This window comes from Phenylobacterium soli (assembly GCF_003254475.1).
Classification (GTDB): Bacteria; Pseudomonadota; Alphaproteobacteria; order Caulobacterales; family Caulobacteraceae; genus Phenylobacterium; species Phenylobacterium soli.
In genome coordinates this window covers 373,031-396,250 of sequence record NZ_QFYQ01000001.1, presented here as the reverse complement: position 1 = coordinate 396,250, position 23,220 = coordinate 373,031, and the positions used below count along the sequence as shown (strand labels likewise).

22 protein-coding genes and 1 tRNA gene are annotated in these 23,220 nt (G+C 70.2%); 12 read left to right on the top strand and 11 right to left on the bottom strand.

The window, feature by feature from the left end; genetic code table 11:
• The first annotated feature begins 9 nt into the window (after positions 1–9).
• The 3 genes from DJ017_RS02015 (at position 10) to DJ017_RS02005 (ending at position 2,736) form a co-directional block, all read left to right on the top strand.
• Entirely contained in the window at positions 10–1,146 is a 1,137-nt protein-coding gene (locus tag DJ017_RS02015; protein WP_111527140.1) for a DNA cytosine methyltransferase, read from the top strand.
• A 131-nt stretch (positions 1,147–1,277) separates the two neighbouring features.
• On the top strand, positions 1,278–2,267 hold the full coding sequence (gene cysK, locus DJ017_RS02010; protein WP_111527139.1) for a cysteine synthase A: 990 nt from the start codon (positions 1,278–1,280) through the stop codon (positions 2,265–2,267).
• Positions 2,268–2,322: 55 nt separating this feature from the next.
• Positions 2,323–2,736, top strand: a complete 414-nt coding sequence (locus tag DJ017_RS02005; protein WP_111527138.1) for a very short patch repair endonuclease — start codon at positions 2,323–2,325, stop codon at positions 2,734–2,736.
• 26 nt (positions 2,737–2,762) lie between these two features.
• Here DJ017_RS02005 and DJ017_RS02000 read toward each other — a convergent pair whose 3' ends face one another.
• The 4 genes from DJ017_RS02000 to recF all read right to left on the bottom strand — a co-directional run bounded on the left by DJ017_RS02000 (position 2,763) and on the right by recF (position 6,908).
• Complete coding sequence (locus DJ017_RS02000; RefSeq protein ID WP_111527137.1) at positions 2,763–3,236, bottom strand: OsmC family protein; 474 nt, start codon at positions 3,234–3,236, stop codon at positions 2,763–2,765.
• Positions 3,236–5,023 (bottom strand): acyl-CoA dehydrogenase C-terminal domain-containing protein, encoded by a 1,788-nt coding sequence (locus DJ017_RS01995; RefSeq protein WP_111527136.1) that lies wholly within the window; start codon positions 5,021–5,023, stop codon positions 3,236–3,238. Before DJ017_RS01995 ends, DJ017_RS02000 begins: the two co-directional genes overlap by 1 nt.
• 119 nt (positions 5,024–5,142) lie before the next feature.
• Positions 5,143–5,610 (bottom strand): MerR family transcriptional regulator, encoded by a 468-nt coding sequence (locus tag DJ017_RS01990; RefSeq protein ID WP_111527135.1) that lies wholly within the window; start codon positions 5,608–5,610, stop codon positions 5,143–5,145.
• A gap of 164 nt (positions 5,611–5,774) precedes the next feature.
• On the bottom strand, positions 5,775–6,908 hold the full coding sequence (recF, locus tag DJ017_RS01985) for a DNA replication/repair protein RecF (RefSeq protein ID WP_111527134.1): 1,134 nt from the start codon (positions 6,906–6,908) through the stop codon (positions 5,775–5,777).
• Positions 6,909–7,019: 111 nt separating this feature from the next.
• Here recF and DJ017_RS01980 point away from each other — a divergent pair, with 111 nt between their 5' ends.
• Together DJ017_RS01980 and polA are read left to right on the top strand one after the other, a co-directional pair.
• Positions 7,020–7,829, top strand: a complete 810-nt coding sequence (locus DJ017_RS01980; RefSeq protein ID WP_111527133.1) for an isocitrate lyase/PEP mutase family protein — start codon at positions 7,020–7,022, stop codon at positions 7,827–7,829.
• Between the two features lie 64 nt (positions 7,830–7,893).
• A complete protein-coding gene (polA, locus tag DJ017_RS01975; protein ID WP_111527132.1) occupies positions 7,894–10,779 on the top strand; it encodes a DNA polymerase I in 2,886 nt (961 codons plus the stop codon).
• 54 nt (positions 10,780–10,833) lie between these two features.
• Here polA and DJ017_RS01970 read toward each other — a convergent pair whose 3' ends face one another.
• Together DJ017_RS01970 and DJ017_RS01965 are read right to left on the bottom strand one after the other, a co-directional pair.
• Entirely contained in the window at positions 10,834–11,643 is an 810-nt protein-coding gene (locus tag DJ017_RS01970; RefSeq protein ID WP_111527131.1) for a metallophosphoesterase family protein, read from the bottom strand.
• A 70-nt stretch (positions 11,644–11,713) separates the two neighbouring features.
• Positions 11,714–12,430 carry a hemerythrin domain-containing protein gene (locus tag DJ017_RS01965; RefSeq protein WP_111527130.1) on the bottom strand — a complete coding sequence of 239 codons (717 nt, stop codon included), beginning with the start codon at positions 12,428–12,430 and terminating at the stop codon, positions 11,714–11,716.
• Positions 12,431–12,634: 204 nt separating this feature from the next.
• Here DJ017_RS01965 and DJ017_RS01960 point away from each other — a divergent pair, with 204 nt between their 5' ends.
• A complete protein-coding gene (locus tag DJ017_RS01960; RefSeq protein WP_226999983.1) occupies positions 12,635–14,557 on the top strand; it encodes a tetratricopeptide repeat-containing sulfotransferase family protein in 1,923 nt (640 codons plus the stop codon).
• Between the two features lie 19 nt (positions 14,558–14,576).
• Positions 14,577–16,946 carry a TonB-dependent receptor gene (locus tag DJ017_RS01955; protein ID WP_111527129.1) on the top strand — a complete coding sequence of 790 codons (2,370 nt, stop codon included), beginning with the start codon at positions 14,577–14,579 and terminating at the stop codon, positions 16,944–16,946.
• A 67-nt stretch (positions 16,947–17,013) separates the two neighbouring features.
• On the opposite strand, the gene DJ017_RS01950 is transcribed toward DJ017_RS01955, so the two are convergent.
• Positions 17,014–17,481 (bottom strand): BA14K family protein, encoded by a 468-nt coding sequence (locus tag DJ017_RS01950; RefSeq protein ID WP_133255364.1) that lies wholly within the window; start codon positions 17,479–17,481, stop codon positions 17,014–17,016.
• A gap of 65 nt (positions 17,482–17,546) precedes the next feature.
• Entirely contained in the window at positions 17,547–18,281 is a 735-nt protein-coding gene (locus DJ017_RS20225; protein ID WP_165830500.1) for a BLUF domain-containing protein, read from the bottom strand.
• A 270-nt stretch (positions 18,282–18,551) separates the two neighbouring features.
• On the opposite strand from DJ017_RS20225, the gene DJ017_RS20220 reads away from it, so the two are divergent.
• On the top strand, positions 18,552–18,731 hold the full coding sequence (locus tag DJ017_RS20220; protein ID WP_165830499.1) for a hypothetical protein: 180 nt from the start codon (positions 18,552–18,554) through the stop codon (positions 18,729–18,731).
• 52 nt (positions 18,732–18,783) lie between these two features.
• Here DJ017_RS20220 and DJ017_RS01940 read toward each other — a convergent pair.
• A tRNA-Ala gene (locus tag DJ017_RS01940) sits at positions 18,784–18,859 on the bottom strand.
• Positions 18,860–18,956: 97 nt separating this feature from the next.
• On the opposite strand from DJ017_RS01940, the gene DJ017_RS01935 reads away from it, so the two are divergent.
• Both DJ017_RS01935 and DJ017_RS01930 read left to right on the top strand, forming a co-directional pair.
• Positions 18,957–19,262 (top strand): YggT family protein, encoded by a 306-nt coding sequence (locus tag DJ017_RS01935; RefSeq protein ID WP_111527126.1) that lies wholly within the window; start codon positions 18,957–18,959, stop codon positions 19,260–19,262.
• A 4-nt stretch (positions 19,263–19,266) separates the two neighbouring features.
• On the top strand, positions 19,267–19,545 hold the full coding sequence (locus DJ017_RS01930) for a DUF167 family protein (protein ID WP_111527125.1): 279 nt from the start codon (positions 19,267–19,269) through the stop codon (positions 19,543–19,545).
• Here the strand turns inward: DJ017_RS01930 and DJ017_RS01925 are convergent.
• The gene (locus tag DJ017_RS01925; RefSeq protein WP_226999982.1) at positions 19,542–20,759 is read right to left on the bottom strand and encodes an ammonium transporter; all 1,218 of its coding nucleotides are present in this window, start codon (positions 20,757–20,759) and stop codon (positions 19,542–19,544) included. The genes DJ017_RS01930 and DJ017_RS01925 overlap by 4 nt on opposite strands.
• A gap of 406 nt (positions 20,760–21,165) precedes the next feature.
• On the opposite strand from DJ017_RS01925, the gene DJ017_RS01920 reads away from it, so the two are divergent.
• Positions 21,166–21,855 (top strand): BON domain-containing protein, encoded by a 690-nt coding sequence (locus tag DJ017_RS01920; RefSeq protein WP_111527123.1) that lies wholly within the window; start codon positions 21,166–21,168, stop codon positions 21,853–21,855.
• Positions 21,856–21,897: 42 nt separating this feature from the next.
• On the top strand, positions 21,898–22,653 hold the full coding sequence (locus DJ017_RS01915; protein ID WP_111527122.1) for an SIR2 family NAD-dependent protein deacylase: 756 nt from the start codon (positions 21,898–21,900) through the stop codon (positions 22,651–22,653).
• A gap of 6 nt (positions 22,654–22,659) precedes the next feature.
• Here DJ017_RS01915 and DJ017_RS20690 read toward each other — a convergent pair whose 3' ends face one another.
• Positions 22,660–23,157, bottom strand: a complete 498-nt coding sequence (locus DJ017_RS20690; protein ID WP_226999981.1) for a hypothetical protein — start codon at positions 23,155–23,157, stop codon at positions 22,660–22,662.
• Positions 23,158–23,220: the final 63 nt, after the last annotated feature.

Genomic DNA, 23,220 nt, shown 5'->3' with positions numbered 1-23,220 from the left:
GCTGAGCCCGTGAGTCGCGGGCCCTTCACCTTCTACGAATTCTTCGCCGGCGGCGGCATGGCCCGCGTGGGCCTCGGGCCGCGCTGGTCGTGCCTGTTCGCCAACGACTTCGATCCGGTGAAGGCGGCGACCTACCGCGCCAACTTCACCGACGCCGCCGACCATCTGCGGGAAGGCGACGTCTGGCGGCTGGGCGTGGCCGACCTGCCGGGCCAGGCCGACGTCGCCTGGGCGTCGAGCCCCTGCCAGGACTTCAGCCTCGCCGGCGCGCGCGCGGGCCTCGCGGGCGGCCGCTCCTCCGCCTTCTACGGCTTCTGGCGGCTGATGGAGGCGCTGGGCGCCGAAGGGCGCGGGCCGCGGACCATCGTCATCGAGAACGTCTCGGGCCTGCTCACCTCGCACGGCGGCGCCGATTTCGCGGCGGTAGGCGAGGCGCTCGCCTCCCAGGGCTATCGCTTCGGCGCGCTGGAGATCGACGCCGCCGCCTTCACCCCGCAGTCGCGCCCCAGGGTCTTCATCATCGCGACGCGCGATCCGATCCCCGCCGCCCTCGTCGGCGACAGCCCCTGGCGCACCCGCGCGGTACGCGCCGCGGCCGGGCGCCTGCCGCCCCACCTCGCCGGGCGCTGGATCGACTGGGCGTGCCCGGCGCCGCCGGCCCGGAACGCCGACCTCGCGGCCATCCTGGAGGACGACGCCGCCGTCGCCTGGCACCCGCCGGACCGCACGGACCGCTGGCTGGCGCTGATGTCGCCCCTCCACCGCGCCCGCCTGGAGGCCGCCCGCGCCCGGGGCGAACGGACGGTGGGCGGGGTCTTCCGGCGGATGCGCATCGAGAACGGGGCCAAGGTGCAACGGGCCGAGGTTCGCCTCGACGGCCTGGCGGGCTGCCTGCGCACGCCCCGCGGCGGCTCCTCGCGCCAGGTCATCGTCGTCGTCGACCAGGGTCAGGTCCGCACCCGCCTCCTCACCCCGCGCGAGGCGGCCCGACTGATGGGCCTGCCCGACGCCTATGTGCTGCCGAAGTCGGCCACGGCCGGGTTGCACGTCGCCGGCGACGGGGTGGCGGCGCCGGTGGTCCGCTGGCTGGCCGAAACCATCCTCGAGCCGCTGCTCGCCGCGCCTGCCGCCATCGCCGCCGAATAGGCGTTTAGAAAAGCTGGGGGCGGCGCCACGTACGCGCCCTTCCATTCGCCTCAGGAAGTCTTAGGTTCGCCGGACACGAAGGGCTGTTTTCCCAGCAGGTTTCCCAGCAGGTTTTCCAGAGGTCCCGTTCCATGGACGCCACCCCCGACAAGGTCTACGACGCCGCGCGCTATCATCGCGAGGGCCGGGGCAGGATCTACGACTCCGTTCTCGACCTCGTGGGCGACACCCCCATCGTGCGCCTGCCGCGCCTGATGGCCGCGCTGAAGCCGAAGGGCGAGGTGGTCGCCAAGCTCGAGTTCTTCAATCCGATCGCCTCGGTGAAGGACCGGATCGGCGTGGCCATGGTCGAGTACCTGGAGGCCAAGGGCGTTCTTAAGCCCGGCGGCACCATCGTCGAGCCCACCAGCGGCAACACCGGCATCGCGCTCGCCTTCGTCGCCGCCGCCAAGGGCTACAAGATCATCCTCGTGATGCCCGAGAGCATGTCGCTGGAGCGGCGCAAGATGCTGCTGCTGCTCGGCGCCAAGCTCGAGCTGACGCCGCCTGAGAAGGGCATGGCCGGCGCGGTCGCGCGCGCCAAGGAGATCGTCGAGGCCACCCCCGGCGCGGTTATCCCGCAGCAGTTCGACAACGCCGCCAATCCGCTGATCCACCGGGTCTCCACCGCCGAGGAGATCTGGCGCGACACGGACGGGCGCGTGGACGCCGTGGTCTCCGGGGTCGGCACCGGCGGCACCATCACCGGCGTCGGCCAGGTGCTGAAGGCGCGCAAGCCGTCGGTGAAGATGATCGCCGTCGAACCGACCACCTCGGCCGTACTCTCCGGCGGCCAGCCTGGGCCGCACAAGATCCAGGGCATCGGCGCCGGCTTCGTCCCCTCGATCCTCGACCGCGGGATCATCGACGAGGTGGTGCAGGTGACCAACGACGACAGCTTCGTCATGGCCCGGCGGATCGCCCGGGAGGAAGGTATCCCGGTCGGCATCTCCTCCGGGGCGGCCCTGACGGCGGCCTTCGACGTCGCCTCGCGCGACGACATGGAGGGCAAGCTCATCGTCACCATCATCCCGAGCTTCGCCGAGCGCTACATCTCGACGGCGCTGTTCGAGGGGCTGTGATCCTGCGTCCTCTCCCCTCGCGCGGCGAGAAGGGAGAGGTCGGGGGAGGGGGGCGGTGAGCGACGTCTATCCGCCGGAGAAGCGCTCGGCGGTGATGCGCCGGGTGAAGGGCAAGGACACCTCGCCCGAGCTCGCCGTGCGGCGGGCGCTGACGCGGCTCGGGGCGCGCTACCGCCTGCATCGCAAGGACCTGCCGGGCCATCCGGACATCGTCATGCCGGGGCGACGGCTGACGCTGTTCGTCCACGGCTGCTTCTGGCACGGCCACGACTGCGCCCGGGGGGCCCGGGTGCCCAAGGCCAACCGCGATTATTGGGTGGCCAAGGTCGAGCGTAACCGCGCCCGCGACGCTCGCAGCCGCGAGGCGCTGCAAGCGGCTGGCTGGCGGGTCGAGACCCTCTGGGAATGCGAGCTCAAGGACGCCGCAGCGCTCGAGGCCAGGCTGCGCGGTATTCTGCGGACGACCTAGCCGCGTCCGAACAGGCGCCACCCGTCTCAGGCCGGCTCGCGCTCTTCCACCACCACCTCCGTCTTCACCGAATTGGCGATGAAGCATTCCTCGTGGGCCAAGTGGTGCAGGTGCTCGCTTTCCTCGGCGCTCGGGGCGCGGCCGGCATAGGAGATGGCGGGGCGCAGGGTCACCCGCGTGACCGCCATGCGGCCCTCCGGCGTCTTTTCCATCACCCCCACCGCTTCGTCCACGTAGCGTTCGACCACGAAGCCGGCCTCGCGCGCCTTATGCAGGAAGGTCAGCATGTGGCAGGTGGAGAGCGAGCCGACGAGCATCTCCTCCGGGTCGACGGCGTTGGGCGCGGCCCACTTGTTGCCGACCACGTGGTGCGAGGCGGTGCCCGGCACCTCGACGCCCGAGCCGAAGCTGAGCGTATGGCCGCGACCGTAGCGGCCCTTCAGGAAGTCCTCGGGGCTCGCCTGCAGCGTCCAGTCGGTGGTGGCGCGATAGCTCGCCATCAGAACGCCTCCGCTGGGAGGGCCATCAGGAGCTCGGCGCCGGTCTTCAGCTTGGCGAGGTGGGCGGCGGTGTCGGGCAGGACCCGCTCCATGTAGTAGCGTCCGACCGTCAGCTTCTCGGCGTAGATCGGATCGCTCGCGCCGCCGGCGATCGCCGCCTGGGCGGTCTCGGCGGTCAGCGCCCACATGTAGGCCAGCGCCGTCAGGCCGAAGAGGTGCAGGTAGTCGGTAGAGGCGGCGCCGGCGTTGTCGGGATTGGCGAGGCCGTTCTGCATCAGCCACATGGTGGCCTCCTGCAGCTGGGCCTTGGCCGTTGCCAGCGGCCCGGCGTAGGGCGCGAGCTTGTCGTCGCCGGCGTGGGCTTCGACGAAGGCGTCGATCTCGGCGAAGAAGGTCATCACCGCCCGGCCGCCGTCGGCCGCCAGCTTGCGGCCCACGAGGTCCAGCGCCTGGACGCCGTTGGCCCCCTCGTAGATCAGGGCGATGCGCACGTCGCGCAGGTACTGGCTGGCGGGGAAGTGCTCGGTGAAGCCCGAGCCGCCGTGCACCTGCATGGCGTCGGAACAGACCCTGAAGCCGCGGTCGGTCAGGAAGGCCTTCAGCACCGGCGTCATCAGGGCCATGTAGTCGTGGCCCTTCTGGCGCACCGCCTCGTCGGGGCTGGCCTGGGCGAGATCGCCGTGCAGGGCGGTCCAGAACAGGAAGGCGCGGCCGCCCTCGATGATCGCCCGGCTGTCCAGCAGCATCCGCCGCACATCCGGGTGGACGATGATCGGATCGGCCGGGCCGTCGGGGTTCTTCGGGCCGGTCAGCGAGCGGCCCTGCAGGCGCTCCCTGGCGAACTGGGCGGCGGCCTGGTAGGCCGCCTCGGCCTGGGCGAGGCCCTGGAGTCCGACCCCGAGGCGCGCCTCGTTCATCATCACGAACATCAGGGCGAGGCCGCGGTTCTCCTCGCCGATCAGCCAGCCGGTCGCCTCCTCGTGGCTGATCACGCAGGTGGCGTTGCCGTGGATGCCCATCTTCTCTTCGAGGCCCAGGCACTTCACCGAATTGCGCAGGCCGGGCTTGCCGTCGGCGTCGGGGATGAACTTCGGCACGATGAAAAGGCTGATGCCGCGGGTGCCGGCCGGCGCCCCCTCGATCCGGGCCAGCACCAGGTGGACGATGTTCTCGGTCAGGTCCTGCTCGCCGCCGGAGATCCAGATCTTTTGCCCTGAGATCCGGTAGGTCCCGTCAGCCTGCGGGACCGCCTTGGTGCGCAGGAGCCCGAGGTCGGTGCCGCAATGCGGCTCGGTGAGATTCATGGTGCCGCCCCACTCGAACGAGGCGAGCTTCGGCAGGTAGAGGTTCTTCTGCTCGTCGGAGCCGCCCGCCAGGATCGCCGAATAGGCGCCGTGGGTCAGACCCGGGTACATGGAAAAGGCCATGTTCGCCGAGGAGCTCATCTCCGAGAAGGCGAGGTTGACCACGTGCGGCAGGCCCTGGCCGCCATAGGCGGGCTCGGAGCCGAGGCCCGGCCAGCCGCCTTCCACCAGGGCCTTGTAGGCGTCCTTGAAGCCTTTCGGCGTGGTGACCGTGAAGTCGGGGTTCCAGGTGCAGCCCTGCTTGTCGCCGACCGGATTGAGCGGGGCCAGCACCTCGGCGGTGAACTTCGCCGCCTCGTCCAGGATCTGCTCGACGGTGTCCATCGACGCGTCCGCGAAAGCCGGCAGGTTGGCGTAGCGGTCGAGCTTCAGCAGGTCCTTGAGGACGAACAGGTGGTCGCGAACGGGGGGCTGGTAGGTCATGGACGCTCCGGTGGCGAGCCCTCGGGGTGGCCGCGCGCGGCGGCCATCCCCTTGGGTCAGTGCGTCGGACGAATACCAGCCGAAGCGGCCTGCGGCCTAGTGCCCCGCTTGGTCCGGGCTCAGTGTTCGACGCCGTCCAGCTGGCGCCGCATCGCCTGGTCGTAGGCCTCGGCGCGCGGCATGAGGTCCGGGCGGCTGGTCTCCAGGCGCTTTTCCATCGCCTCGACGCCGCGCTGCAGCTGGGCGATCTGTTCGTCGATGTCGACCTTCTGGCGTTCCAGGGCGACGATCCGCTCGCGGAACTTGCGCAGCGACTTGGCGGCCTGCTGGGCGCCGTTCTCGTCGGCTTCGTAGAGGTCGAGGATCTCGCCGATCTCGGCCAGCGAAAGGCCCACGCGCTTGCCCTGCAGGATCAGCTGCAGCCGGGCGCGGTCCTTGTAGTTGTAGACGCGGTTGAGCCCCTCGCGCGCTGGAGCCAGCAGCCCCTTGTCCTCATAGAAGCGCAGGGCGCGCGGGGTGCATTTGAACTCAAGGCAGAGCTGGCGGATCGTATAGGAACGATGGGGCCGGCGCAGGTCGGCGATCATGGGCTTCCTCCCGGTGATGCGGGTTATTCTTACGGCGTCAACCTAAAGCCCTGCTTGCCGTTTACGTCAAGGTCGTTGACGCGCTGGTTAACTGCGGCAAGTTGACGTTGATAACCTAGGGTGAGCGCGGGCCGATGCGCCTCAGCTCGCCAGGGCGTAGCCGCTCAGATCGGCGTCAGCTCGGCGCCTTCCACCTTCACGCCCTGGGCCCGGCCGGCGATGCCCTCGAAGAGGTGCTCGTCGGCGCCGGTGAGGAAGGCCTGAAGGCCGAGGGCTTCGATCTCGTCGAAGAGGGCGCCGCGGCGGCGGGCGTCGAGGTGGGCCGCGACCTCGTCGAGCAGGAGGATCGGGCCGGGATCGGCCGGCGTGCGCGCCAGGCGCGCGGCCTGGGCGAGGACGAGGTTGAGGATCAGCGCCTTCTGCTCGCCGGTGGAGCACTCCGCGGCCGGGCGATCCTTCTCCAGGTGGGTGACGGCGAGATCCCCGCGGTGCGGGCCGGTCAGCGCCCGGCCGGCCGCGGCGTCGCGGTCACGGGCGGTCCTCAGGGCTGTCGCCAGACGCGCCTCGATCTCGGCCAGGTCGGCCCCGGCGCCGGCCATCTGCTCCCACTCGCCGGTGAGCGACAGGCGGGCCTGGGGAAAGGGCCGCTCGCCGCGGCTCTCGATCTCGGACTGCAGGGCCGAGAGGGTGCGTGCGCGGGCCTCGGCCATCAGGGCGCCGGCCTCGGCGAGCCGCGCCTCGAGCGCGTCCAGCCACGCCGCGTCGGCCGGGCCCTCCGTCAGCAGGCGCATCCGCTCGCGCATCGCCTTCTCATAGGCCTGGGCGTGCGCGGCGTGCCGCGGCAGGCCGGCGAACACCAGCCGGTCGAAGAACCGCCGCCGGTCGCCGGCCCCCTCGAGGAACAGCCGGTCCTGCGCCGGGGTGAGCCAGACCTGGCGGATGTGCTCGGCCAGCCGCCCGGGCGGCACGCTCTCGCCCTCCAGCCGGACGGTGCGCCGGCTCGCGCCGGCTTCGGCGACTCCGGTGCCGATGCGCGTCTCCTCGCCGTCGGCGGCGACGGTGGCGGCCACCGCCCAGGCCCGGCCACGCGTCTCGCCGGGAAGCCGGCGGCCCACCTCGGCGAGGCTCGATCCACGCAGGCCGCGGCCGGGCGTCAGCAGGCTCACGGCCTCCAGGAGATTGGTCTTGCCGGCCCCGTTCGGCCCCACCAGGAACACCGGCGCGCCCGTCATCGCGAGCTCTGCCGCCTCGTAGGACCGGAAGTTGGTCAGGGTCAGGCGGGTGAGGGCCGTTCGCACGGGATGGGTCTTACAGGGTTTCGCACGTCGATGTCCGCATCCGGCGAGCGGATGTCACACGAGCCCCTATATCTCCGTCTTCAGGCGAAGCTTGGAAGGTTCGGAGGGATCATGAGCCAGAAGGACAAGGCGGAGGCGTTCCGCAAGCTGCACACCGGGGCCGAGATCCTGGTGCTGCCCAACGCCTGGGACGGCGCCAGCGCGGCCATCCTGGCGGACGCGGGAGCCAAGGCGGTGGCCACCTCCTCGGCGGCCGTGGCCTGGGCCCATGGATATCCGGACGGCGACGCCCTGCCGCGCGAACGCCTGCTGGCGACCATCGAGGCCGCCGCGCGAGCGGTGGGCGACAAGCCGCTGACCGCCGACATCGAGGGCGGCTACACCGACGACCTCGGTGAACTGGCCGAGGTGATCGCCGCAGTGATCGGGGCCGGCGCGGTCGGGATAAACCTCGAGGACGGCAGGCGCGATCCGGCGCTGCACGCCAGGAAGATCACCGCCGCCCGCAAGGCGGCCGACGCCGCCGGCCTGCCGCTGTTCATCAACGCCCGCACTGATGTGTATCTGAAGGGCCTCGCCGAGGGTCACGCGGCCTATACGGAAGTCGTGCAGCGGGCCGAGCGCTACAAGGACGCCGGGGCCGACGGCTTCTTCGTCCCGGGACCCAAGGACGAGGATCTGATCGGCCGCCTGGCCGACGCCATCGCCCTGCCGATGAACATCATGCTGCTGCCGGGGATGGCGAACGCGGAGCGCCTGCAGGCGCTGGGCGTGCGGCGTCTCAGCTCGGCCACCGCGCCGTTCCGGGCCGCCTACGCGCCGCTCGCCAAGGCGGCCGCCGCCTTCATCGCCACCGGCGAGGCCAGCGCCTGGGCGGCGGGGGCGGAGGGCCTGGCGAACCTCAACCAGCGGTTCGGCTGACCCGCGGCCCGCAACGCGCCGCGTCGCAGATGACCTTGTGGCCCGGCGCGCCTATCTTGGGACGATGAGCGACACTCTCGACTCCCCGACCCAAGCGCCGCCCCAGACCTTGGCCGAGACCCCGCGCGAGCCGACACAGGACGGGCCCAAGGTCCGGCTCTATCTGGTGGACGGGTCGGGCTTCATCTTCCGGGCCTTCCACGCCCTGCCGCCCCTGACCCGCAAGACCGACGGCCTGCCCGTGGGCGCGGTGTCGGGCTTCTGCAACATGCTGTGGAAGCTGCTGGTCGACATGAAGGCCCAGGCCGACGCGCCGACCCACCTGGCGGTGGTGTTCGACCACTCCGAGAAGACGTTCCGCAACAAGCTCTACGACCAGTACAAGGCGCACCGGCCGCCGCCGCCCGAGGACCTCGTCCCGCAGTTCCCGCTGGTGCGCGAGGCGACCAAGGCCTTCGGTGTCCCCTGCCTGGAGCTGCCCGGCTACGAGGCCGACGACCTGATCGCCGCCTACGCCTGCAAGGTCCGCGACATGGGCGGCGAGGTGGTCATCGTCTCGTCCGACAAGGACCTGATGCAGCTGGTCGGCGATCGGGTGTCGATGCTCGACACCATGAAGAACGTCCGCATCGGCCCCGATCAGGTAATCGAGAAGTTCGGCGTGCTGCCGGACAAGGTGGTCGACGTGCAGGCCCTCTGCGGTGACTCCGTGGACAACGTGCCTGGCGCCCCCGGCATCGGCATCAAGACCGCCTCGGCCCTGATCAACGAGTACGGCGACCTCGACACGCTTCTGTCCCGCGCCTCGGAGATCAAGCAGGAGAAGCGCCGCCAGACCCTCATCGACTTCGCCGACCAGATCCGGCTTTCGCGCGAGCTGGTGAAGCTCGACTGCGACACGCCCCTGCCGAGCCCCATCGACGACCTGTCGGTGAAGGATCCGGAGAGCACCGAGCTCGCCGAGTTCCTCGAGCGCATGGAGTTCCGCACCATCGCCCGCCGCGTCGAGGCGCACCTGAAGGGCGAGCACGGGATCGAGACGCCGAAGCCGGAGGCCAGGCCGCTGGCCGCGCCCAAGCACGCGGCGATCGATGTCAACGCCTATGCCTGCGTGCGCGACATCGAGACCCTGGACCGCTGGATCGCCCGCGCCCACGAGGTGGGGATCGTCGCCTTCGACACCGAGACCGACGCCCTTTCGGCCTCCAGCGCCAATCTCTGCGGCGTCTCCCTGGCCGTGCAGCCGGGCGAGGCCTGCTACATCCCCGTCGGCCACGAGCACGAGCACGAGGCCACCGGCGGGCTCGACTTCGAGGCCAAGAGCGCCGTCGAGCAGATCCCCTGCGAGGAGGTGATCGCCCGGCTGAAGCCGTTGCTGGAAGACCCGGCGGTGCTGAAGGTCGCGCAGAACGGCAAGTACGACCTCGCCGTCCTGAAGCGCTACGGGATCGAGGTGGGGCCCATCGAGGACACCATGCTGATCAGCTTCGTGCTGGAGGGCGGTCTTCGGAAGAGCCACGGCATGGACGAGCTCTCCAAGCAGTGGCTGGAGCACGAGCCGATCAGCTTCAAGACCGTGGCTGGCACGGGCAAGGCGCAGAAGAGCTTCAAGCACGTCGAGCTCTCCCAGGCGACCTGCTACGCGGCCGAGGACGCCGACGTCACCTTGCGGCTCTACGAGCACCTGCGGCCGCGCCTGGCGCACGAGCACCTGCTGACGGTCTACGAGACGCTCGAGCGGCCGATGCCCAGGGTCCTGGTGGACATGGAGCTGGCCGGCGTGAAGGTCGATCCGGACCGGCTGCGCCAGCTCTCCAACGACTTCTCGGTCCGCATGGGCGAGCTGGAGATCGAGGCGCACCGTCTGGCTGGACGGCCGTTCAACCTCGGCAGCCCAAAGCAGATCGGCGAGGTGCTGTTCAAGGAGATGGGGCTGGCGTCCGGCAAGACGACCGCCACCGGCGCCATGTCTACCGACGCCTCGATGCTGGAGGATCTCGCCGCCCAGGGCCACGAGCTGCCGCGCGTGCTGCTCGACTGGCGTCAGCTCTCGAAGCTGAAGGGCACCTACACTGACAACCTCGTGGCGGCGATCGACCCGAAGACCGGCCGCGTTCACACCTCCTACTCGCTGGCGGCGGCGACCACCGGCCGCCTTGCCTCGTCGGATCCGAACCTGCAGAACATCCCGGTCCGGACGGAGGAGGGGCGCAAGATCCGCCGTGCCTTCATCGCCGAGCCCGGCCATGTGCTGATCAGCGCCGACTACAGCCAGATCGAGCTGCGGCTCCTCGCCCACATCGGCGACATTCCGCAGCTGAAGAAGGCGTTCGCCGACGGCCTCGACATCCACGCCATGACGGCCTCGGAGATGTTCGGCGTGCCGATCGAGGGCATGCCCGCCGAAACCCGCCGGCGAGCCAAGGCGATCAACTTCGGCATCGTCTACGGCATCTCGGCCTTCGGCCTGTCCAACCAGCTCGGCATCAGCCGGGAGGAGGCAGGCGCTTACATCAAGACCTATTTCGAGCGCTTCCCGGGGATCCGCACCTACATGGACCGCATGATCCAGCAGGTTCGCAGCCAGGCGTTCGTCACCACTATCTTCGGGCGCAAGGTCCACGTGCCGGCGGCGCGCGGGAAGAGCCAGGCCGAGCGATCCTTCGCCGACCGCGCGGCGATCAACGCGCCGATCCAAGGCGCGGCCGCCGACATCATCCGCCGGGCGATGATCCGCATGCCCGATGCGCTGCGCGAGGCCGGGCTGACGGCCAGGATGCTGCTGCAGGTGCACGACGAACTGGTCTTCGAGGCGCCAGAGGCGGAGGCCGACAAGGTGATCGCCGTGGCCAAGCGGATCATGGAAAAGGCGGCCGAGCCGGCCATCGCCCTGTCCGTGCCGCTGGAGGTCGAGGCGCGCGCCGCGACCAACTGGGACGACGCGCACTGATCTAGCGGGCGCGCAATCGTTGCGCTGCTGCGCTCCCGAGCGGATGCGCGCCGGTCAGGCCGCGGGCTGGGCGGCGCGGCGGTGGGCGCGTACCTGCAGCACTTCCTGCTCGTCGTGGTGCAGGCGCACGGCGGTCAGCACCCCGGTGGCGTAGGCGCCGGTGTCGACGCCGAGCCGGTTGGCGGTGAGCTGCGGCTCCTCCATCGGCGTGTGGCCGTGGACGATCATCTTCTCGAAGCGGCCGCGCTCCTGGAGGAACTCCTGGCGGATCCACAGGAGGTCGCGCTCGGTCTGCTGGGCGAGCGGTACGCCGGGCCGCACGCCGGCGTGGACGAAGGCGTAGTCGCCCTCGGTGACCATCAGCTCCAGCGAGCGGTAGAAGGCCAGGTGGTCGATCGGCAGGGCCTCGGCGAAGGCGTCCCGCACCGGCCGCCAGGCCTGCGGGTCGGTGCGCTGGGCGGGCGGCTGGACGCCGTAAGAGGCGAGGGTCGCGGCCCCGCCGTGCTCCAGCCAGGTGGCCCCGAACGCCGGCTCGTCGAGGAACTGCAGCAGGGCCTCCTCGTGGTTGCCCTTCAGCACCCGCACTTCGAACTTGGGCCAGCTCTTCATCTGCAGGATGAGGTCGACGACGCCCCGGGAGTCCGGCCCGCGGTCCACATAGTCGCCCAGGAAGACCAGCATCGGGCGCGCATCGGCGCCGGCGGCGCTCGACTGGGCGGCGACCGCGTCCTTGGCGATGTCGTGCAGCAGGGGCCCGAGCACGTCGAGCCGGCCGTGGACGTCGCCCACGGCGTAGATCAGCCGGCCTTGGGTGGACGGCGCGAGGTCGCGCTCGCGACTGCGGCCGAAAAGACGGGCGAACACCTTGAGCCACTTCCCCCTTCAGTAACCGCCAGGATACGGCGCGCCGCCGCGCGCTTCAACGAAGGCGCGATTAGGCCGCAGGCGGCGGGGCGGTGTAGCGGGAAAGATCGGCCAGGCCGAGCCTCTGTTCGATGGCGCCCACCTGCTGCAGGGCCAGGTCGAAGCCGTCGCCCTTGAAGGTGTCGTGCTCGATGTCCTCGAACTTCTCCGACCATTCGGCCAGGCCCTTGTCGCCGATGGCGGCCTTCCAGGCCTGGAACACGACGGTGTCCTCCAGGGCGGCATGCGCCTCGTACATCCGTGCGAAGCTCTCCAGGGCGGCAGCCACGGGCTCGCCGTCGCCGAGCGAGGGCGCCTTGGTCCGGGCAATGACGTAGTCGTTGATCTGCCGTCCGCGGCCGTGCTGGGCGATCAGGGTGTCGATCAGACCGGCCGCCGGCCCGCCGGCCTTGAGCACCATCGGGAAGACGTGCGCCTCCTCCAGGCCCTTCTCATGGTAGCTCTCGCCGAAGGTGCGGAACAGGTCTGCGGCCGACGCCAGGGCCGCCAGATCGAAGGTCTTGGGCTCGCGCCGGATCACCGCGGCGGTCTCGCGATAGACGATCAGCAGGCGGCGCAGGACGCCGTGCTCGCGCATCAGGTCCTCGGTGGCCGAGACTTCGGGCGTCTTTTCCTTGTCCTCCTTGGACTTGGCGCACCCCGGCAGGGTGAGCGCGGCCGCGGCGCCGACCAGGCCAAGGCTCGCGAAAGCCGCGCGCCGCGAGACGTCGTTGGGGGAATTCGACATGGGTAGCAGCCTCCTCGGCGACGGGACGCCCGTTCCACCTTAACGCGCAAGTCGCCCGGCGCCGTCGCTCGCGCCAAGCTTGAGCATGAACTATTGCGCCAATGCTGCACCCTGAGGGCGAAGATGAGGCGGCCTGTGTCGGGTTGTTGACAGTTTCAGCGCATCATCCGCCAGATCGCGCCTCAAGTTTGCTACGGGCAGGCCGTGACCGTCGCCACCAGCGCAGATCCCGTCGGAACCCTTGAGACCGCCCTGGCCCATGCGGGCCGGCTGCTGGCGGCCGAGCCGTCCATGGCGCGGGCCCAGGCGCAGGAGATACTCAGGGTTGTCCCGGACCATCCCCAGGCCCTGCTGATCCAGGGCCTCGCCGCCTCGCGGCTCAGCGACGGCCCCGCCGCCCTGAAGGCGCTGGAGCGGGCGGTGGCCGTGGCCCCGAACTACCCGCCGGCCTGGCTGGCGCTGGCCGACCAGCGGCGGCTGGCGGGCGATGCCGCCGGGGCGGACCTGGCCTACGACCGCCACATCCAGGCCTCGGCGCGCGATCCGGAGCTGGTGGCGGCGGCGACTGCGCTGGTCGACCAGCAGCTCGCGGTGGCCGAGCGCCTGTTGCGCGATATCCTTAAGCGGCGTCCGACCGACGTCGCGGCGATCCGCATGCTGGCCGAAGTCGCCGCCCGGCTCGGCCGCTACGAGGATGCGGAGATGCTGCTGGGCCGCTGCCTGGAGCTGGCGCCCGGCTTCACCGCCGCGCGGCACAACCTCGCCGCCGTCCTGCACCGCCACAACAAGCCCATGGAGGCCCTGGCCGAGGTGGACCGGCTGCTCGCGGCCGATCCCGGCAGCGCCAGCTACCAGCTCCTCAAGGCCGCGATCCTCGGCCGCGTCGGCGAGTACCAGGGCGCCATCGCCCTCTACGAGGCGGTGCTCGCCGGCTACCCGACCCAGCCCAAGATCTGGATGAGCTACGGCCATGCGCTGAAGACGGTGGGCCGCCAGGCCGAGGCGGTGGCCGCCTACCGGCGCTGCGTGGCCCTGCAGCCCGCCTTCGGCGAAGCCTGGTGGAGTCTGGCGAACCTCAAGACCGTGCAGTTCAGCGACGAGGACCTGGGGATCATGCGCCGCGAGGCGGGGCGCGGGGACCTCGAGGCCGAGGACCGGCTTCACCTCGAGTATGCGCTCGGCAAGGCGCTGGAAGACCGCGCCGAGGACGAGGCCGCCTTCGGCCACTACGCGGCCGGCGCCGCCATCCGCCGCGAGCAGCTGCGCTACGATCGGGACGACAACACCCGCCACATGCGCCGCTCCAAGGCGCTGTTCACCCCCGGCTTCTTCGCCGAGCGGGCGGGGACGGGCGCGCCGGCTGCGGACCCGATCTTCGTCATCGGCCTGCCGCGGTCCGGCTCGACCCTGATCGAGCAGATCCTCTCCAGCCACAGCCAGGTGGAAGGCACCCAGGAACTGCCGGACATCATCTCCATCGCCCGCCGGCTCGGCCGGGCAGAGGGGCGGGAGAGCGCCTATCCGGAGGTGCTGGCGGAGCTGTCGCCGAAGGCGTTGCGCGAACTCGGGGAGGAGTACCTCGCGCGCGCCGCGGTGCATCGCAAGCTCGGCCGGGCCTTCTTCATCGACAAGATGCCGAACAACTTCGCCCACCTCGGCCTGATCTGCCTGATCCTGCCGAACGCGAAGATCGTCGACGCGCGCCGCCATCCGCTGGGCTGCTGCTTCTCCGGCTTCAAGCAGCACTTCGCCCAGGGCCAGGGCTTCACCTACAACCTGACCGATATTGGCCGCTACTACGCCGACTACGTGGAGCTGATGGCCCACTTCGACGCCGTCCTGCCGGGCCGCGTCCACCGCGTGATTTATGAGCAGATGGTGGCCGATCCGGAGGCGGAGACGCGCCGCCTGCTCGACCACTGCGGTCTGCCCTTCGAAGAGGGCTGCCTTCGCTTCTACGAGAACGACCGGGCCGTGCGGACCGCAAGCTCCGAGCAGGTCCGTCAACCGATCTTTAGGGATGCTGCCGACCATTGGCGGCGATTTGAACCGTGGCTGGACCCACTGAAGGCCAGCCTGGGACCAGTGCTCGATCACTATCCCGAAGCGCCAGCGTATCCGGCGTAAGGGCTACCCGGGGGATATCATGACCATCGAAACCAAGCGGCCGCTCGCGGCCAAGGCGACGTCGCTCGCCGCAGGCCTGCTCGCCACCACCATGCTGACCGCGGCCGCCGCGCCGGCCTTCGCCCAGGGAGCCGCGTCAAGCGGCGGCGGCGCCCAGCTCGAGGAGCTGGTCGTCACGGCGCAGAAGCGCGAGGAGAACCTGCAGAGCGTGCCGGCCTCGATCCAGGCCCTCTCGACCCAGGCGCTCGACCAGCGCGTGGTGAAGGGGCTCGAGGACTATGTGAAGTTCCTGCCCAGCGTGTCGTTCAAGACGGCCGGCCCGGGCTTCACCAGCGTCTACATGCGCGGCGTCGCCTCGGGCGAGAACGGCAATCACTCGGGCCCGCGCCCGAGCGTCGGCGTCTATCTCGACGAAATGCCGGTGACGACGATCACCGGTCCCGTCGAGCCGGTGATCTACGACATCGCCCGCGTCGAGGTGCTGGCTGGACCGCAGGGCACACTCTATGGCGCCAGCTCCCAGGCCGGCACGATCCGCATCATCACCAACAAGCCGAGCACCACCGGCTTCGCGGCGGGCTACGACCTCGACGTCAACTCGGTCGCCCCGCACGGGGACCTCGGCTACACGGCCGAGGGCTACGTCAACCAGCCGCTGTCCGACCGCGCCGCCATCCGCCTCGTCGGCTGGTACGAGCATGACGGCGGCTACATCGACAACGTCCACACCACGCGCACCTATCCGGTGTCGGGCATCACCCTCGACAACAAGGCCCGCGCCGAGAACAGCTACAACGACATCGACATCGTCGGCGCCCGCGCGGCCCTGAAGCTCGATCTCAACGAAAACTGGACGGTGACGCCCGGCGTCATGGCCCAGAAGGCCGAGCAGAACGGCCTCAACGCCTACGATCCGCACCTCGGCGACCTCAATGTCGGCCACTTCCTGCCCGACACCGCCACCGACAAGTGGGTAATGGCCTCGCTCACCGTCCAGGGCAAGATCGCCAACCTCGACGCCACCTACGCCGGCGCCTACATGAAGCGCCACGTGGACACCCAGTCCGACTATTCGGACTATTCCTACTTCTACGATCAGGCGCCGTACTACTACGGCAACTACATCACCGACGCCGCGGGCAACCTGATCGACCCGTCGCAGTTCGTGGTCGGCCACGACCGGTACACCAAGGAAAGCCACGAGTTCCGCGTGGCCTCGCCGGCCTCTGACCGGTTCCGCTTCGTGGCCGGCGTGTTCTACGAGAAGCAGCAGCACAACATCGAGCAGAACTACCTGGTCCAGGGGCTCGACCCGGCCCTGTCCCCGACCGGCCACCCGAACACGCTCTGGCTCACCAAGCAGCTGCGCACGGACATCGACGAGGCGGTGTTCGGCGAGGCGACCTACGACGTCACCTCCAAGCTGTCGGTTACCGGCGGCATCCGTTTCTTCCGGGCGGACAATTCGCTGAAGGGCTTCTTCGGCTTCGGCTCCGGCTTCTCCAGCGGCACCGGCGAAGCCAAGTGCTTCGGGCCGCCCGTGGTCTCCGGCGCGCCGTGCACCAACCTCAACAAGACCACCAAGGAAGACGGTCACACCTACAAGGTGAACGCCACCTACCATCTGACCGACGACAAGATGGTCTACGCCACCTACTCCACCGGTTACCGGCCCGGCGGCATCAACCGCCGCGGCACGGTTCCGCCCTACCAGTCCGACTACCTGAAGAACTACGAGGTGGGCTGGAAGACGACCTGGGCGGACAACTCCCTGCGCTGGAACGGCGCGGTGTTCCTCGAGAAGTGGGAGAAGTTCCAGTTCTCGTTCCTCGGCGCCAACGGCCTGACCGAGATCCGCAACGCCCCGCAGGCGGAGATGAAGGGCCTCGAGACCGAGGTGAACTGGGTCCCGGCCGAAGGCCTGACGCTGTCGGGCGGCGGCGCCTACACCAACGCCAAGCTGACCAAGCAGTACTGCGCCGACATCACCCAGCCGAACTGCTCGAACCCGGCGGCGCCGAACGGCACGGAGCTGCCGATCACGCCCAAGTGGAAGGGCAACGTGACCGCCCGCTACGAGTGGAATACGGCCTATGACCTGAAGGCCCACGTCCAGGGCGCCCTGGTCTACGAAGGCGCGCGCTGGACCGACCTGCGGGTGCTCGAGCGCGGCATCATCGGCCGGATGCCGTCCTACACCACCGCCGACTTCACGGCGGGCGTGGAGCGGTCCAACTGGCGTCTCGAGGCCTACATCAAGAACGCCTTCGACGAGCGCGGCCAGGACAGCCGCTACGCCGAGTGCGCCACCCAGGTGTGCGGGCCGCAGACCTATGTCGTGCCGATCAAGCCGCGCCTGATCGGTATCCGCTTCGGCCAGTCCTTCTAGGCCAGGGCGTCAACGATCGACGGCGGGCCGCCGGGCGGGGACGTCCGGCGGCCCGTTTGCTTTGGCGCTACTGGCAATAGTGGCGCAGGCCGTCGCCGCCGAGATAGGTCCGGCTGCGCCGATCGTAGCTGCGGTACTTGCGGGCGCAGTAGGAATCCCAGTCGCCGCCGGCGGTGCGGGCGTGGTCGGCCTGCTCCATGGAGCCGACGATCGCCGCGCCGAGCGCGAAGCCGACGATGCCGGCGATCAGGGCCGAGCTGTCGTCATGGTCGCGATCGCGATCGCGGTGACGGCGCTCGTAGTTGCGGGCCCAGCGCTCGCGCTCATAGCTGCGGCGGCCCCATTCGTCCGGGCCGACCCAGCGGCCGTTATAGTAGTAGCGCTGCGGGTTCGCCTGATAGGGGGCCGGCGGCGGCGGCCGGCCGACATGACCGCCCGGAGGAGGGGGCGGCGGATAGCCGGGCTGGGCGGCGGCCAGGTCGGCGGCGATCAGGCTGGCGACGGTGGCCAGCACCAGGGACACGGGTGTTCGCACGGGACGGGCTCCTGTGAGCGGGAGCCGCACCCTGGACCGGCGGCGCGATCCGTCCTTGACCGGGATCAACGGCCCGTGGGGCCGTCCAGCTCCTGGTGCTCCATGTCCGAGAGCAGCATCAGGGCGCCGAGCGCCCCGGCCGGCGACAGTCGCTCCGGGGCGAAGCCGTCCCCGCTCGCGAGCTCCTGCGGGGCGGCGGCCCGCGCGCACATCAGCCAGCCGGGGAAGCTGCGCGAGGAGACCTCGCGGCTCTCGATCACCGTGACGTCCCGGTGGCGCGGGTCGGCGGCGATGGCGCCGAACACCTGCTGGACGGCGCTGCGCTCCCCCTCCAGCGCCTGCAGGAAGCGGCCGTTGCAGGCCAGCAGGGCGCCGGTGAGGTTGAGCGCGCCGTTGCGACGGGTCGAGGCCGCCAGGATGGCCCCGAGGCTTTCGGCGAGGTCGCCGCAGGCCGCCGGCTGGGCGGTCGAGAAATACATCAGCCGGTAGAGGCCCGCAGGCTGCCGCGCGGGGCTCCGGGGCAGCTCCATCATGCGGTCCAGCATGCGGGCGGACGGGGAGGCGGGCGCCGTCGTCTGGCGCACGCAGACGCCCTCGCGCGACACCTCGACGGTGACGCCCGCACGGGCGAGCGCCTCCAGCAGGGCGTCGAGCGTGCGCGCGTTGGCGTTCACGCGTCCGCGGATCGCCTCCAGCCGCTTCACGGTCTCCAGGCTGATGCCACTGGTCGACGCCAGACCCGCCTGGTCCAGGCGCGCCATGGCCCGCGCGGCGCGCAGGGCCTCTCCGGTCAGAAACAAAGTCCCTCCCCAAAGGTCGGTGGACGTGATCGCGCGTGGACCGACCGCGCCGTCCGAGCCTGGGCGGCGCTTTGGCAAACCACAATCGACCGGCGCGTGAGACTGCGGATTACTCTCATTAAGATTGTCGAAATTGGGGTATGCGGGCGGCCCTCCGCTACGCCAGGTTGGCGTGCGCCGCCCACTCCACCGGGAGGATCTAAGTAGTCGACCGGAAGAGACCGTGACGCGCCGCCTGCCTAAGAACGCCGCCGGGAAAGGGGACGGGTCTTGAACACGCCGCGGGTCTACGAGCTGAGGGTTCTGAAGCGGGCGGGCGCCTGGCGCAGCCACGAACTCGTCTGCACGCCCGCGGAGGTCATGATCGAAGCTCAGCGCCTGCGCCGCGAACCCGGCGCGCGGGTCGTCGAAGTGCGCCACGCAGGCGAGCACCTCTACGCCCTGGGCTGAGGGCGGTCGGTCCGAAGGCATTGGAAGATCCTGGGGAGCCATCCCGAAGGGATGGTGGAGCCGAGGGGAGTCGAACCCCTGACCTCCTCATTGCGAACGAGGCGCTCTACCAACTGAGCTACGGCCCCAGGAAGGCGCGGAATAAGGCGATTGCGCCCGGCCCTGTCAAGCGCCCTTCGCGCCGCTCGCCTTTGCCGCAGCCGAAAAGCTGGTTAGAAGCGGGACATGGGCAGCTTCCTCTATTTCATCGTCGACGCGCTGCTGGGCCTTCTGGTCTGGGCGATCATCATCAGCGCCATCCTGTCGTGGCTGGTGGCCTTCGACGTCATCAACCTGAGGAATCGGATCGTCTATTCGATCGCTCACTTCCTCGAGGCGGTGACCCGGCCGGTGCTGGCGCCGTTCCAGCGCCTCATCCCGCCTCTGGGCGGCGTCGACATCACCCCGATCATCGCGCTGCTGATCATCCAGGGCGTGCGCCGCTACCTGCTGCCGATGATCTTCGGGCCCATCCAGGCGGCCCTGGGCTGATCCCATGCAGTTCGCGGTGCGCGTGACGCCCAAGGGCGGGCGCGACGCCATCGACGGCTGGATCCGCGACGAGGCCGGCCGGCCGGTGCTCAAGGTGCGGGTCTCAGCGGCCGCGTCCGACGGCGCTGCCAATGCGGCGGTCATCGTGCTCCTCGCCAAGGCGCTGAAGATCCCGAAATCGGCCCTGACCCTGGTCGCCGGCCAGACCTCGCGGCTGAAGCGCTTCGAGGCGCCGGTCGGCGAGGCGGAGCTGCAGGCCGCCTTCGGCCTACCGCCAGCCTAGGGGTTCCAGGCCCGCTCGCCGTGGGCGGAGAGGTCGAGCCCCTCCTCGATCGCCTCGTCGCGGGCCCGCAGCCCGACGGTCTTCTCGCAGAGGAAGGCGAGCGCCAGGGTGGCCACGGCCGACCAGGCCACGGTGACGACGACGCCGATCACCTGGGTCAGGGCCTGTCCGGCCATGCTGACGCCCCGCGCGTAGCCGGCGCCGCCGAGCCCCTTGGCGGCCAGGACCGAGACCAGCAGGGTTCCGAGGATGCCGCCGACGCCGTGCACGGCGAAGACGTCCAGGCTGTCGTCGATCTTGAGACGATGCCGGACGAACTCGACGGCGTTGTAGCAGACGAAGGAGGCCGCGGCGCCCAGGACCACCCCGCCCACCGGGCCCACATAGCCCGAAGCCGGCGTCACGGTGGCCAAGCCCGCCACCACGCCGGTGACAAGGCCGACCATGCTGGCGCGCTTGAAGCGAATCCACTCGATCAGCGCCCACACGAGGCCGGCGGTCGCGGCCGACAGGTGGGTGGCGACCAGGGCCGCGGCGGCGTCGCCGTTGGCGGCCAGCGCGGAGCCGGCGTTGAAGCCGTACCAGCCGACCCACAGCATGCCGGCGCCCATCATGGTCATGCCGGGATTGTGCGGCGGCGAGAGGTCGCGGGGGTAGCCGTCGCGCGGCCCGAGCCGCCAGGCCAGGAGGATGGCCGAGGTCCCGGCGGTGGCGTGCACCACCAGGCCGCCGGCGTAGTCCATCACGTGGCGGCTCATCAGCCAGCCGCCGCCCCACACCCAGTGGGTCACCGGCGCATAGACGATCAGCAGCCAGAGCGCCGAGAAAACCAGCACCGCCCCGAAGCGGATGCGCTCCACGAAGGCGCCCACGATGAGGGCAGGAGTGATGACCGCGAAGGTCATCTGGAAGGCGAAGAAGGCGAGCTCCGGCAGGCCGTTGGCGACGCTGTCGCGCCGCACCCCGACGAGGCCGAACTTGGCCAGGTCGCCGATCCAGCCGCCGCCGCCGGAGAACGACAAGGTGTAGCCGCCGAACAGCCAGATCACCGAGGCGAGGCACGCGATGCTGACGCAGTGCATCATCACCGACAGCACGTTCTTCATCCGCACCAGGCCGGCGTAGAACAGGGCCAGCCCGGGCAGGGTCATGAACAGCACGAGGGCCGTGGCGGTCAGCACCCAGGCCGTATTGGCGGCGTCGATCGTCGTCATCTGCCTCCCCCGCAGTCGCCGAACTGCCTCCATATCAGGCAGCGCCTGGGCGGAATATCCGCAAAGTTCGTCGGAGGCAAATGGCTAAAAATTAGGCACCTGTGCAGTTCGCGGGCGCCGCCGGGGGAGGGGTCCGGGATATTTCTTCGACCGGTTCGGAACTTGTCATTTGACAGGGGGTTCTCCACCCAGCCTCTCAACGACTTGCCTGTCGGACACGAGCGGCTCCCGACCGACCCGGCGGAACACCCTGGCATCCCCCCGACCTCGCCGGGTCGGTCGGCCCCTCGCAGCGGGGCCACTTCTCTCCTCAACTCAATCACACCCGCGCGAAGCTCGGCCGTGGACGGGAACGTCGTCAGGTCTCGCCTGTTTTCTTGGAAGCGTTCGAGAGAAGGAGGCCAAGATGCCGGACCGGCGCGGCGAGCCTGCGGCTCGCGACAACGATCCAAAGGCCAGCGATCCAGGAACTGAACAGTCGACGGCGGGCCAGTCGCACGCCGGCGGGTACGAAGGCGGCGACCCGGGCTACGGCCGCGGCTACGGCCGGGATTTCGGCGGGGCCGGGCGCAACCAGGGCTTCGACGGCAGCTGGGGCGCAGGCTACGGCGGCAGCGTCGCGCCGAGCGACTACCGTGAAGGTTTCGGCGGCGAGGCCTACGGCGGCGGCATGAGCGCCGGCGACTATGACCGCAGCTTCGGCGGCCGCGGCGAGACCTTCGGGGCCGACGACCGCAGCTGGATGGACATCTGCGCCGACGACGAGGCCGCCGGCCGCAGCCACCATCGCGGCCGTGGACCCAAGGACTGGAACCGCGAAGATCAGCAGGTCTACGAGGCCGTCTGCGAGCGGCTGCTGCGCGACCCGCTGCTCGACGCCCGCGGCATGAGCGTGGAGGTGGAGGAGGGCGTCGTCACCCTGAGCGGCGAGGCCCGCCATTCGTCCGATCCCTCGCTCGCCAAGCTGCTGGCCTCCGAGGTCGCCGGGGTGAAGGCCGTCCGGGCGGAACTCGTCATCCGTCCCGGCCCGCCCGAGCCGCCGCCGCCGATGGTGCTGAACGCCTTCGGCATCCCGATGGAGCCGCGGTACTACTGAGCCGGTCTGGCGCGGACGGCTGTTCTCGGCCACGATCGACCCATGCCCCGTTCCCAGTCGCGCTCAGACCTCGCCCGCCTGATCGACGAAGCCCGCCGCGTGGTGGTGTTCACCGGCGCCGGGATCTCCACCGAGTCCGGCATCCCGGACTTCCGCTCCCCGGGCGGTGTGTGGAGCCGGATGAAGCCGATCTATTTCCAGGAGTTCGTCTCCGACCCTGACAAGCGGCGGGAGGCCTGGTCCCGCGCCTTCTCCGGGCGGGCCGGCTGGACCGGGCGGGCGCCGAACCAGGGTCATCACGCGGTGGCGCGGCTGGTGGCGCGCGGCAAGGCGGGCGCGGTGATCACCCAGAACGTAGACAACCTGCACCAGGATTCCGGCGTGCCCGCGGACAAGGTGATCGAGCTGCACGGCAACGCCAGCTACGCCAAGTGCCTGGAGTGCGGCGAGCGGCATGAGCTGGCCGAGCTGAAGGTCGGCTTCGAGAAGGCGGGCGAAATCCCTTACTGCCGGGTCTGCGGCGGCCTGGTGAAGACCGCAGTCATCTCCTTCGGCCAGGCCATGCCGGAGCTCGAGATGCGCCGCGCCGAGGCCGAGACCCTGGACTGCGACCTCTTCCTGGTGCTGGGCTCCTCGCTGGTCGTCTATCCGGCGGCAGGGTTCCCGATCCTCGCCAAGCGCAACGGCGCACGGCTCGCCATCGTCAATCGCGAGGCCACCGAGATGGACGAGATCGCCGACCTGGTCCTGCACGACGAGATTGGGCCGGCGCTCGGCGAGATCGTCCCGGCGGGGTGAGCCGCCTCAGCGGTGGGCGTGGTTGTCCCCGCCCTTGCGCTTGGCGGCCGTGTCGCGGCCGATGATCTTCGAGAACAGGCTGTCCTCGTCGTAGAGCAGGGCGAGGTCGCGGGCCTCGAACTCCTCGAAGAACTCTTCCCAGGAGATCGCCTCGAGGGCGTCGTGCTCCGAGTTCGGCGCCTCGGGAAACATGATGCGGATGATCCCCACGTCGCCGCCCCTGTGGGTGCGTTTGACCGCCGCCGGCTGGCCGCCGTGGGTTTCGGCCCATTCGCGGATCTCGTCGTGATTGGTGGTGGTCCGCGCGCCGCCGCTGCGATCGTGGCCGTCCGACCGGCTTTCACCGGGCCGGGACCCGGAAGCCTTCGTCGCCGGCTTGCGGGCGCCGCCATCGAGGCCGTGGCGCTCCATGTAGGGATGGGTGTGGTGGTGCAGCTCGCCCTTCTCGTCGCGGTATTCGCGGGCCTTCAGGTCGGCTTTGCGGGCTTCGTCGTCCTTCGCCATGGCGCAAACTCCGTGCAGCGTCTCGCCATGGCGAACCGGCGCGGGGCGGCGGCGGTTTCAGCG

Bases quoted from the DNA above. Each gene is read 5' to 3' on its own strand.
- cysK (WP_111527139.1), top strand. From the start codon at position 1,278: ATGGACGCCACCCCCGACAAGGTCTACGACGCCGCGCGCTATCATCGC.
- DJ017_RS02000 (WP_111527137.1), bottom strand. From the start codon at position 3,236: ATGGCGAGCTATCGCGCCACCACCGACTGGACGCTGCAGGCGAGCCCC.
- DJ017_RS01995 (WP_111527136.1), bottom strand. From the start codon at position 5,023: ATGACCTACCAGCCCCCCGTTCGCGACCACCTGTTCGTCCTCAAGGAC.
- DJ017_RS01990 (WP_111527135.1), bottom strand. From the start codon at position 5,610: ATGATCGCCGACCTGCGCCGGCCCCATCGTTCCTATACGATCCGCCAG.
- DJ017_RS01980 (WP_111527133.1), top strand. From the start codon at position 7,020: ATGAGCCAGAAGGACAAGGCGGAGGCGTTCCGCAAGCTGCACACCGGG.
- polA (WP_111527132.1), top strand. From the start codon at position 7,894: ATGAGCGACACTCTCGACTCCCCGACCCAAGCGCCGCCCCAGACCTTG.
- DJ017_RS01965 (WP_111527130.1), bottom strand. From the start codon at position 12,430: ATGTCGAATTCCCCCAACGACGTCTCGCGGCGCGCGGCTTTCGCGAGC.
- DJ017_RS01955 (WP_111527129.1), top strand. From the start codon at position 14,577: ATGACCATCGAAACCAAGCGGCCGCTCGCGGCCAAGGCGACGTCGCTC.
- DJ017_RS01935 (WP_111527126.1), top strand. From the start codon at position 18,957: ATGGGCAGCTTCCTCTATTTCATCGTCGACGCGCTGCTGGGCCTTCTG.
- DJ017_RS01930 (WP_111527125.1), top strand. From the start codon at position 19,267: ATGCAGTTCGCGGTGCGCGTGACGCCCAAGGGCGGGCGCGACGCCATC.
- DJ017_RS01925 (WP_226999982.1), bottom strand. From the start codon at position 20,759: ATGACGACGATCGACGCCGCCAATACGGCCTGGGTGCTGACCGCCACG.
- DJ017_RS01920 (WP_111527123.1), top strand. From the start codon at position 21,166: ATGCCGGACCGGCGCGGCGAGCCTGCGGCTCGCGACAACGATCCAAAG.
- DJ017_RS01915 (WP_111527122.1), top strand. From the start codon at position 21,898: ATGCCCCGTTCCCAGTCGCGCTCAGACCTCGCCCGCCTGATCGACGAA.
- DJ017_RS20690 (WP_226999981.1), bottom strand. From the start codon at position 23,157: ATGGCGAAGGACGACGAAGCCCGCAAAGCCGACCTGAAGGCCCGCGAA.